Genomic DNA, 10,599 nt, shown 5'->3' with positions numbered 1-10,599 from the left:
GCGATTCCTGTCTGCATCACAAGGCCTCCACCAGCGTGCGGAACTGGTCACCGCGGTCACCGTAGTCCCGGAACATGTCGAAGCTGGCGCACGCGGGCGACAGCAGTACCCGGTCACCCTCCTGTGCCAGCCCGGCGGCGATGTCGACTGCGTCCGCCAGCGAGTGGGCAATGTGGCTTTCGACGCCGGTGCCTATGGCCTCGGCGATTTGTCCAGCATCCCGTCCAATCAGTACCAGTGCTCGACAGTGCAACAACGCCGGCGCTTGCAGCGGCGCAAAGTCGGCGCCTTTGCCATCGCCTCCGGCAATGAGCACAACCTTGCCATCCTGTGGCGCGAGGCTTTCAATGGCAGCCACCGAAGCGCCAACGTTGGTGCCTTTGGAATCGTTGATGTAATCAACACCGCCCACCTGCCGGATGAACTCGCATCGGTGAGGCAGACCCCGGAACCGGCGAGCCACATCGAGCATGACGTCCATGGGCAAATCAGCCGCGTACCCGAGTCCCAAAGCCGCCATCACATTGCTGATGTTGTGCTGGCCCATCAGGTGTAGCTCACTGGCCAGCAGCAGGTTGTCAAAACCGAAGGTGATCCAGGTGCCCTGGTCGTCATCGCGGGTACTGAAGGTGTCCGGATTCACCCGGTGAAAACCGAAACAGATAAACCGGAGGTTATCCCGGGCCATGGGAGTGCTGAGGGCATCATCCAGATTGACCACAGCGTTCTTGCAGCCCCGGAATATCCTCTGCTTGGCCTGGAAGTACGCCATTTTGTTCGGGTAACGATCCATGTGATCGTCACTGACGTTCAGGACGGTAGCCGCGAGGGCATTGAGTTCCTCGGTGGTTTCCAGCTGAAAACTCGACAGTTCCAGCACGTAAAGGTCGGCTCCCCGCCCGAGGAGCTCGAGCGCCGGCGTACCAATATTACCGCCGACTTCCACTTGTCGACCGGCGGCCCTGGCCATCTCTCCAACCAACGTGGTTACCGTGGTCTTGCCGTTGGAGCCGGTAATGGCCACGATGGGAGCGTCTGCGGCCTCGGCAAACAGGTCGATATCGCCGCGGATCCGCGCGCCGTTCCTGCTTGCCTGGGCAATGGCCGGTTCTTCGGTGCTGATTCCCGGGCTCACCACCAGCTCGTTGAAACCTGAGAACAGTTCCGCATCAAAGGCGCCAAGATGGACAGGCACATCCGGCCAGCCAGCCCGCAATTCATCCAGTCCCGGCGGTGTTTCGCGACTGTCCGCAACGGCAATGTCCCGGCCTTGCTCGGATAGATAGCGCACGCAGGAGAGCCCGGTTTTACCGAGCCCTACAATCAATGTGCGACGATCCGAAACAATGACGCTCATAATCGATGCGTACCCTTATCGTATCTTCAGACTGGCGAGGCCAATCAGAACCAGAACAACCGTTACCACCCAGAACCGCACAATGACGCGCGGCTCCGGCCAGCCCTTCAACTCAAAATGGTGATGCAGTGGTGCCATCCGGAAGATACGGCGTCCCGTCAACCGGTACGAGGCGACCTGCAGAATCACCGAGACCGTCTCCATCACGAACACACCGCCCATGATGAACAACACGATTTCCTGACGAACGATGACGGCGACAACCCCAAGGGCGGCACCCAGTGCCAACGCGCCCACATCGCCCATGAATACCTGCGCCGGGTAGGTGTTAAACCAAAGGAAACCCAGCCCCGCTCCGACAATGGCGCCGCAGAACACGATCAGCTCGCCGGTCCCAGGCAAATGGGGAATCAGAAGATAGTTGGAAAACTGCGAGTGGCCGGAGACGTACGCAAAAATACCGAGCGCTCCCGCCACCATCACTGTCGGCATGATCGCCAGACCATCCAGGCCATCGGTCAGGTTGACGGCGTTACTGCTGCCAACAATCACGAAGTAGCTGAGCAGGATGAAGATCACCGGCCCGAGGGTCAGCGACACCTGCTTGACGAACGGCACGTACAGCGACGTTTCCTGCGGCAATGACGAGCTGAAAAAGAGCGCAATGGCGGCACCGGCACCAATCACCGACTGCCAGAAGTATTTCCATCGCCCCGGCAACCCCCGCGGATTGCGCTCAACCACCTTGCGGTAATCGTCGACCCAGCCGACGGCCCCGAACAACAGGGTAACCAGCAAGGTAACCCACACGTAGCGGTTGGTAAGATCGCCCCAGAGCAGGGTGCTGATGCCAATCGCCACCAGAATCAGGGCGCCGCCCATGGTTGGCGTACCGGCCTTGCTCAGGTGCGTCTGCGGGCCGTCATCCCGAACGGCCTGACCGATCTGGTACTGACTCAGCTTGCGGATCATCACCGGCCCAATGATCAGGGAGATCAGCAAGGCCGTGAGCGTGCCCAGTATCCCGCGCAAGGTCAGATACTGGAACACGGTCAGAGCCGTGAAATATTGTGATAGAACCTCTGTCAGCCAGAGCAGCATGAGTTATTCACCTTTTCTTTTAATCCCTCCACCACGCGATCCATGGCAGAACTGCGAGAACCTTTTACCAGGACCGTCATCGGCGATTGGCGAGCTCTAACGATGACCTCAACGGCTTCATCGTGGGTCTGAAACGATTCGGCTCCGCCACCAAAACCATCGGCGTAACCCTCGCAGCCCGGCCCGACGGTGAGCAAACGGTCGATATTCTGGGCCCGTGCGAACTCACCAACTTCCCGGTGCAGGGCCAGTGCCTCCGGACCAAGTTCTGCCATAGCGCCAAACACAGCGACTTTTTCCCCGCCGCGTTTGGCCAACACGCTGAGCGCGGCCTTCATGGAGGCCGGGTTGGCGTTGTAGCTGTCATCAATCACGGTGAGCCCTGGCGCAAGCTCCAGGCTCTGCAACCGTCCCTTTACGGGCGCCAGCTCGGCCAGCCCCTCCGTTATCGCGTTATCGTCAGCGCCCACCCGCCGGGCTGCGGCGATCGCGAGCATGGCATTGGTCTGGTTGTGCTCGCCCTCCAGGCCAAGGCGAATGCTGCTGGTCCAACCATCCGGGCCGTCTACCCGGAAGCGCTGGCCCGGCGCATCCGATGCCATTGTCTCTGAGCGATAGTCCGCATCGGGATGCCCCAGACGACTGACGCTGACGACAGAACGGTGTCCCGCGCGGGCCTGCCATTGCTCAAACGCCGGGTCGTCCCGGTTCAGTACGACCAGGCCATTGTCGGCAACGCCATCAATGATCTCGCCCTTGGCCTGGACGATATTCTCGTAACTGCCAAAGCCTTCGAGGTGGGCGGAACCGGCGTTGGTCAGGATGACCACCTCAGGCCGAGTGATCGCTACGGTGTGCGCGATTTCTCCCAGGCCGCTGGCTCCAAGCTCAATAGCGCCATAGCGGTGCTCAGGCATAAGCCCGAACAAGGTCAATGGCACGCCAATGTGGTTGTTCAGGTTGCCCTGGGTGGCCAGAGTCGGGCCCATTCGGGCGAGGATTGCCGCTGTCATTTCCCGAACGGTCGTCTTGCCGCTGCTGCCGGTGACGGCGACGAACCGGGCGTCGCTTTCGTTCCGGTTGCCCGCCGCCAACCGGGCCAGGGCATTAACCGTGTCATCGACCACAAGTTGGGGCAGATCAACAGTCGCATCTTTGGTATCAACCACGGCCGCCACCGCGCCGCAGTCCTTCGCCTTTTGCAGAAATCGGTGGCCGTCGAAATTGTCACCGCGCAGTGCAACAAACACTTGGCCTTGTCCGAGCGACCGCGTATCGGTGGAAACACCGAAGAAATTCAGGTCGTCCAGCCCCGGAGCGTCGCTGGTCGCGCCAGTCCACCGCAGGGCATCGGCCAGGGAGAATGCGCGCATCATGCCACACCCCCATTCAGGTTCAGGCCATGACGCACCTGCTCCGCGTCACTGAAAGGAATCTTCTGTCCGGCCACTTCCTGATAGGCCTCGTGACCCTTGCCAGCTACCAGAACGAGATCATCGGCCGACGCCATCTGGATGGCGGAACGAATCGCATCTGCCCGATCATGAATCACCGAGGCCCGGTCCGGCTGCGAGAAGCCGGCCACGATTTCGGCTGCGATTGCCGCCGGATCCTCGCTGCGGGGATTGTCATCAGTGACGATAATGACATCGGCCACTTTCTCGGCCTCCCGTGCCATTTCCGGGCGCTTGCCGCTGTCCCGGTCGCCGCCACACCCGAAAACGCAGATCAGTCGTCCCGCAACATGCGGCCGCAGGGCCGCCAGCGCATTAGACAAGGCATCGGGGGTATGGGCGTAATCCACAATCACCCGGACACCTTCGGCGCTGCTGAATTTTTCGAGCCGACCCGGAGGTGGCGTCAACTTGCTGACCGCCTGCTGTACGCGTTCAACCGGGACCCCCAGGGTCAGCACCATGGCCATCGACGCCAGAACGTTGCTGGCGTTGAAGCTCCCCATCAGCGGAACCGCGATATCGAAGGCGCCCCACTGACCGTCCACACTGGCCTGGAAACCATCGTCGGTAGGGGTGAAGGATTTTAGCCAAAGCTCGGTCTGGGCTTCGTGCAAACTGAAACGGACCCGATCGCACTGGCCTTCAAGCTGGTCATACAGTTGCCGGCCGAATGGATCATCGAAATTGATCACGGAGAAGTGCAACTCTTCCCGGTCGAACAGACGGGCCTTGGCCTCACCGTAAGCCTCCATGGAACCGTGGTAGTCGAGGTGATCCCGGGTAAGGTTGGTGAAAATGCCACCCATGATGGTCAGGTCATCTACCCGGCCCTGATCGAGGGCGTGGGAGGACACCTCCATAACGGCAGCACGGCCACCCTGGGCCAGAATGCGCGACAGCACCCGGTTGACCTGGACAACATCCGGCGTGGTGTGGGTGGCCGGCTGCAGCGCTCCGGGCATGCCGTAACCCAGGGTTCCCAGGACACCACAGGGTGTGCCGGTTTCCTTGAGCAATTGTGCGACATACTGGGTCACCGAGGTTTTGCCGTTGGTTCCCGTCACACCGATCACTCGCAGCCGCTGGGATGGATGCTCGAAGAATCGATCAGCGATCTTGCCCAAGAGTGTCCGAAGACCGACGACCGGCACCAGCAAAGCGCCCTGGTGCTCGGAGCATTCGCCCGCTGCCTCGGATTCCAGCAGCACCACCGTGGCGCCCGCAGCAATGGCGTCCTCGAGGTAATGATCCGCGGGCGTTCGAGCACCGGCCAGGGCAACAAAGGCATCGCCCGCCCTGACATCGCGACTGTCCGTCTTGAGTCCGTGAATGGTGACGTCGAATACCGACGGCACCGCTACAATTCCTTGCAACAACGTGCTGAGAGATGTGATGCACATAGGCTTACCCTCGCTCCCCGGCGGTCTTTCCGGGCACTTTCGTGCCACCGACTTCCAGTTCAGGCTTCACATTCAACAGTCGAAGTGCGTCACTCATGACCCGCGCAAATACCGGAGCGGCTACTTCACCGCCGTAGTACTCGCCGGACTGCGGCGCATCAACGGCCACAACCGTTACAATTCTGGGGTTATCAATTGGCGCCATACCCGCGAATATCGCCTTGTATTGGCTGTCTTCATAACCCTGCTTGCCAACGAGATGAACGGTCCCCGTTTTGCCACCCGCCGAGTAAAAGCCAGGCTGGGCACGCTTGCCGGTACCGCGGGAAACAACCTCGCGGAGCATGTTCCGAACTTCGTAGGTCACCTTTTCTGAGAGTACCCGCTGCCCCTCAGGTTCCCCGTCAAGCTTGATCAGGCTCAATGGATACCGTACACCGCCATTGGCAATAACCATATAGGCCTGGGCCAACTGCAGCGCGTTTACGCTCATACCGTATCCATAGGAAAGGGTCGCCTCCTCAACCGGGCGCCACTTTGGCGGAGACGGAAGGACGCCGACCGCCTCGCCGGGAAATCCGATGCCCGTTGGCTGACCGAGACCCAGCCGGCTATACAGATCCCGAATGGTGTCACCGCCGATGTCGGTGGCAATCTTGCTGATTCCCACGTTGCTGGACTTGGCGATGATGTCGGTGAGGTTCATAACGCCGTAATTGCGATGGTCCCGGATGGTAAACCGACCAAAACGCCGGTAGCCCGGCGATGTATCAATGGTGGTGTTAACCGTGTATTTCCCGGTTTCAAGTGCGGCGGCCATGGTCACCGGCTTCATGGTCGATCCGGGCTCAAACAGGTCCGTGATCGCTTTGTTCCGAAGATTCTCTGGCGCCAACTGACTGCGGTCATTGGGATTGTAGGACCCCTGGTTGACCATCGCGAGCACTTCGCCGGTGTCCACGTCCAGCATGACCAGGGTTCCACCCCGGGCATCGTGAGCATGAACCACGGCTTTCAGTTCACGGTAGGCCAGGTATTGAAGGCGCAGATCGATGCTGAGCTGGAGACTGTGCCCTGGGCGGGCATCCCGAATCAGCGTGAGATCCTTGATCACGCGGCCACGGTTATCCTTCAGCACCCGCTTGCGACCGGATTCGCCGGACAGCCACTGGTTATAGGTCAGTTCCATGCCTTCCTGGCCACGCTCGTCAATGTTGGTAAAACCGACAATGTGAGCGGTCACTTCTCCGGCGGGGTAATAACGACGATACTCCTGGCGGGTGTATATGCCATCGATGTCCAGGGCCATCGCCTGATTCGCCAATTCCGGCTGCACCTTCCGCCGCAGGTACATAAACTCCCGGCCGGCATAATCGTTCAGGCGCTCGCGCAAGCCCGCCTCACTGATGTCAAGCAAGCGAGCGAGGTTGGCCAGCCGGGGCTCGCCGGCATCCGCCTCAGAGGGATTGGCCCAGATGGTCTGAACCGGCGTGCTGACCGCCAACGGTTCGCCATAGCGGTCTGAAATGACACCCCGGTGGGCATCGATGGTCTCCACCCGGATGGTACGGACGTCGCCCTGCTTGCGAAGGAATTCGTTATCGACGACATGGAGATCAACCAGCCGCCAGCCGAGACCGGCCACGACCATCAGGAAAACGCCCAGCACAGAGCAGTAGCGCCAGGCTTTCAGGCCGGACACCAATCGCTGGCTCCATGTTGTCTGTGTTTCCTGACCGGACAAATCGATCACCCTGACGGTTGTTGTTATCGTGTATTACGGCGTTGACGTCGGTGACATCAGCGGCACCAAAACAATATCCTGACGCCCCGGAACCACCATTCCGAACCGCGCAGCAGCGAGATTCTCCACGCGCCCGTGGGCGCTCAGCGCACTCTGCTCCAGAAGCAGCTGACTCCACTCCTGCTGGTAGCGATCACGCTCACTCTGCAAATGAGACAGGGTGTTGAATAGCTCACGGTTCTCGTGGGCACTGACGACTACGCCAATGGACGAGGCCACCAGCAAGGTCACCAGTGCCAGAGAAATCAACACATTGCGCTGGCGAGTAGCATCGAAGACCTGCCGTGAGATCCGCACGGCCGTCGCGACGCCATCGCGCACTCGCTGCTTGTTTAGCTTGGCCGTCTTTACCGGCTGTTCTATGGCTACGGCGCCCATGGCTACGCACTCCCCTTCGAGTTCGCTTTGGTATCGATACGTTCCAGGACCCGCATCACTGCGCTCCTGGCCCGGACGTTGTCACTGACTTCCTCTGCATTCGCCTTGGCGGCCTTGCCGATTAACCGGAATGCCGACGCCTCTTGCTCCGCGGTTACCGGTATGCCCTTGGGCAGTTGCGGCCCGCGCGCCAGATCTCGCATGAACCGTTTGACCACACGATCCTCGAGCGAATGAAAGCTGATCACGACCAGTCGGCCACCCGGACCAAGGTGATCAACGGCGGCCTGCAAGCCAATTTCCAGATCCTCGAGCTCCCGGTTAATGAATATCCGGATAGCCTGAAAGGTCCGGGTCGCCGGGTGCTTGTGTTTTTCTTTCTTGGGCACCGCCTCACTGACCAGCTCGGCCAACTGGCGAGTCGTTTCGATCGCCTCTTCCTGGCGGCGCGCCACAACCAAACGGGCGATACGACGAGAAAACCGCTCCTCGCCGTATCGCCAGATCACGTTGGCGATGTCCTGCTCGTCGGCTTCAGCGAGCCATTCGGCCGCACTGGGCGACTGCTGCGGATTCATCCGCATGTCCAGAGGTCCATCCCGCATAAAGCTGAACCCCCTGGAGGCGTCGTCCAGTTGCGGGGAGGACACGCCCAGGTCCATCAATACCCCGTTCACCACATCCCATTCCCGACGCGCCAGCGCAAGCTCAAGTTCCGCGAAAGAGCCGTGGAACCAGGAGAAGCGCGGATCCTTGATGGCTAACTGCTCAGCGACACTGATCGCTTCCGGATCCTTATCGATGCCCAGAAGACGTCCATCGGGCCCCAGGCGTTCCAGAATGAGCCGACTGTGACCACCTCGGCCAAAGGTGGCGTCCACGTAGTTTCCTTCGGGGTCATTGACCAGATAGTCGACCGCCGAGTCCAGAAGCACCGAGCGATGCGGAAGCGCTGCCCCGTGCCCCTGCTTGCGATCGGCGGTCATAAGGAGAGCGCCTCCATTTCAGGCGGCATCTCATCGTCGTCTGAGGACTCATCCAGCCAAGCGAACCAGCGCTCTTCGCTCCAGAGCTCCAGTTTTTTACCCTGGCCAATCAACATCAGTTTTTTCTCAAGGTGGGCATAGCTTCTCAAGGTCGGCGGAATGAGGATACGCCCCGCAGAGTCCAACTCCATGGGCGCAGCATTACCAAGCAGCAAGCGCTGAAGCCGACGAGCGGCCTTGTTCATATTGGGCAGTGCTTCAATCTTGGGACGCAATTCTTCCCATTCGGGTTCGGGGTAAACCAGCAAACAACGCTCTTCATCGGCATTGGCCGTCAATACAATGCGCCCACCACAGGTCTGCGCGAGCTCTTCGCGCACCTTGGCGGGGATCGCCAGGCGACCCTTCGCATCCATATTGATGGCATTGCTGCCGAGGAATTTGCTCATTTTTACCGTCTCTGGGACCTAGAAACCCACAAAAAACCACTAGAAACCACTTTTTCCCACTTCTGCACACTATAGAAACACGCATTACACAATGCAAGCGCCGCGAATGGCGTCGCACTAGCAAAAGTTCCTTTTATGACAAGAGGTTACAGGCGAGGTTTTGAGAAATCGGAGAGATTACGAAAAAGAAAAGGTGAAAAATCAAACACCTGCAAAAATGTTTGAAGAAGGCAAGTTAGGTTTAAGATTTTTTAGCTATAACGGAAATCTGCTGAGAATGAACCGCGTCACACCGGGACGGGAGGAAGGCGAGCTCGCCGATAAGCCGGGTTCTGTCTTGGACAGTCATTCATCTAGGGCCTGCGTCACCACAGGCCTCAAGCAACCTACCCGAATCCAGCGCGGGCCACGCCATTGGATTCCTATTTGGTCTTGCTCCAGGTGGGGTTTACCATCGCCGTGGACTGTTGCCAGCCACGCGGTGCGCTCTTACCGCACCGTTTCACCCTTACCGGCACCCGAGGGTGCTTAGGCGGTATACTTTCTGTTGCACTTTCCGTCGGCTCACGCCGCCCAGGCGTTACCTGGCACCTTGCCCTACGGAGCCCGGACTTTCCTCCCCCGGCGAAACCGGCGGCGACTGTCTGGCGAGCTCGGGCGAGACAATACTCCTGCCGTATTGGCCTTGCAAGGAAAACTCGCTGCCCGGCTCAGTCCTGCTTGAGCTCCAATGCCCGCTGATACAGTTCGTTCTTCGAGCGCCCGCTGAGCTCAGCCGCCAGCTTGGCCACTTTCTTCACTGGCAACTCCGGAAGCAACAGTTTGATCAGGAGGTCAGTATCCAGCGCGCTTTCGTCCCCTTCACTGCCGACTGGGTCCGCCCCCCGAATCATCACCACGAACTCCCCTTTGGTCCCGTGGGGGTCAGCCTCAAGTGCGCCAAGCACCTCTGCGACGGTTCCCGAATAGAAAGTTTCGAAGGTTTTGGTCAGCTCGCGACCCAATACGATTTCACGACTTTCACCGAGAACGGCCGAAATATCACCCATGGCATCCAGTATCCGGTGCGGGGATTCATAGAACACCAGCGTTGCCGACTCCTTACGCAGCGGCTCCAGCGCGGCGCGACGCCCCGTTCGCTTGGCGGGCAAAAAGCCGACGAACAGAAACCGATCCGTCGGCAGGCCGGCGGCGCTGAGTGCCGCCACCAGGGCACACGGCCCCGGGATGGGCGAGACCGTGAACCCTCGGTTCCGCGCCTCGCGAACAAGCACGTATCCCGGATCCGAGATCAGGGGCGTACCGGCATCCGAGATCAACGCAACACTGCGACCACGCGCCAGCTCATCCAGAATGCTGCCCGCCCGATCCCGCTCATTATGGTCGTGTAGCGCGACGAGTCGCTTCTGAAGCCCAAGATGCTGCAGCAAACGCCCGCTGTGACGGGTGTCTTCCGCCGCGACCACATCAACCCGGGCGAGGATGGCGGCGGCCCGGGGAGACAGATCGTCGAGATTACCAATCGGGGTCGCGACGATGTAGAGAACACCGGCGGCCCCATCTTTATTGCCGGTTACGGATACCGACCCCTCTCCCTCGGATTTCAAATCGCCTGCCTCGTTGTTGCTGACACCCACACCATGACACTTACGTCATGTGAATTGACC

The 10,599-nt window shown here is 59.9% G+C and carries 9 protein-coding genes and 1 other RNA gene; all 10 read right to left on the bottom strand.

Annotation, left to right across the window (positions count from 1 at the left end):
• Positions 1-16 precede the first annotated feature (16 nt).
• Positions 17-1,357 (bottom strand): UDP-N-acetylmuramoyl-L-alanine--D-glutamate ligase, encoded by a 1,341-nt coding sequence (gene murD, locus KXD86_RS14480; RefSeq protein ID WP_218636869.1) that lies wholly within the window; start codon positions 1,355-1,357, stop codon positions 17-19.
• A 15-nt stretch (positions 1,358-1,372) separates the two neighbouring features.
• Complete coding sequence (mraY, locus tag KXD86_RS14475) at positions 1,373-2,458, bottom strand: phospho-N-acetylmuramoyl-pentapeptide-transferase (RefSeq protein ID WP_218636868.1); 1,086 nt, start codon at positions 2,456-2,458, stop codon at positions 1,373-1,375.
• On the bottom strand, positions 2,443-3,834 hold the full coding sequence (locus KXD86_RS14470; protein ID WP_218636867.1) for a UDP-N-acetylmuramoyl-tripeptide--D-alanyl-D-alanine ligase: 1,392 nt from the start codon (positions 3,832-3,834) through the stop codon (positions 2,443-2,445). Before KXD86_RS14470 ends, mraY begins: the two co-directional genes overlap by 16 nt.
• Positions 3,831-5,315, bottom strand: a complete 1,485-nt coding sequence (locus KXD86_RS14465) for a UDP-N-acetylmuramoyl-L-alanyl-D-glutamate--2,6-diaminopimelate ligase (RefSeq protein WP_218636866.1) — start codon at positions 5,313-5,315, stop codon at positions 3,831-3,833. The genes KXD86_RS14470 and KXD86_RS14465 overlap by 4 nt, the downstream gene beginning before the upstream one ends.
• A gap of 4 nt (positions 5,316-5,319) precedes the next feature.
• Entirely contained in the window at positions 5,320-7,059 is a 1,740-nt protein-coding gene (locus KXD86_RS14460; RefSeq protein WP_218636865.1) for a peptidoglycan D,D-transpeptidase FtsI family protein, read from the bottom strand.
• Positions 7,060-7,092: 33 nt separating this feature from the next.
• On the bottom strand, positions 7,093-7,497 hold the full coding sequence (ftsL, locus tag KXD86_RS14455; protein WP_218636864.1) for a cell division protein FtsL: 405 nt from the start codon (positions 7,495-7,497) through the stop codon (positions 7,093-7,095).
• A 2-nt stretch (positions 7,498-7,499) separates the two neighbouring features.
• Positions 7,500-8,483, bottom strand: coding sequence for a 16S rRNA (cytosine(1402)-N(4))-methyltransferase RsmH (gene rsmH, locus KXD86_RS14450; protein WP_218636863.1), 984 nt, complete (start codon positions 8,481-8,483; stop codon positions 7,500-7,502).
• The gene (mraZ, locus tag KXD86_RS14445; RefSeq protein ID WP_218636862.1) at positions 8,480-8,932 is read right to left on the bottom strand and encodes a division/cell wall cluster transcriptional repressor MraZ; all 453 of its coding nucleotides are present in this window, start codon (positions 8,930-8,932) and stop codon (positions 8,480-8,482) included. Before mraZ ends, rsmH begins: the two co-directional genes overlap by 4 nt.
• A gap of 305 nt (positions 8,933-9,237) precedes the next feature.
• Positions 9,238-9,588: RNase P RNA component class A (gene rnpB / locus KXD86_RS14440), an RNA gene on the bottom strand.
• Positions 9,589-9,642: 54 nt separating this feature from the next.
• On the bottom strand, positions 9,643-10,539 hold the full coding sequence (gene rsmI / locus KXD86_RS14435; protein WP_218637170.1) for a 16S rRNA (cytidine(1402)-2'-O)-methyltransferase: 897 nt from the start codon (positions 10,537-10,539) through the stop codon (positions 9,643-9,645).
• Between the last annotated feature and the right edge of the window lie 60 nt (positions 10,540-10,599).

It is taken from the genome of Marinobacter arenosus, from assembly GCF_019264345.1.
GTDB lineage: Bacteria > Pseudomonadota > Gammaproteobacteria > Pseudomonadales > Oleiphilaceae > Marinobacter > Marinobacter arenosus.
The sequence above is the reverse complement of the archived record's forward strand: the minus strand, read 5'-3'. Positions and strand labels throughout refer to the sequence as shown.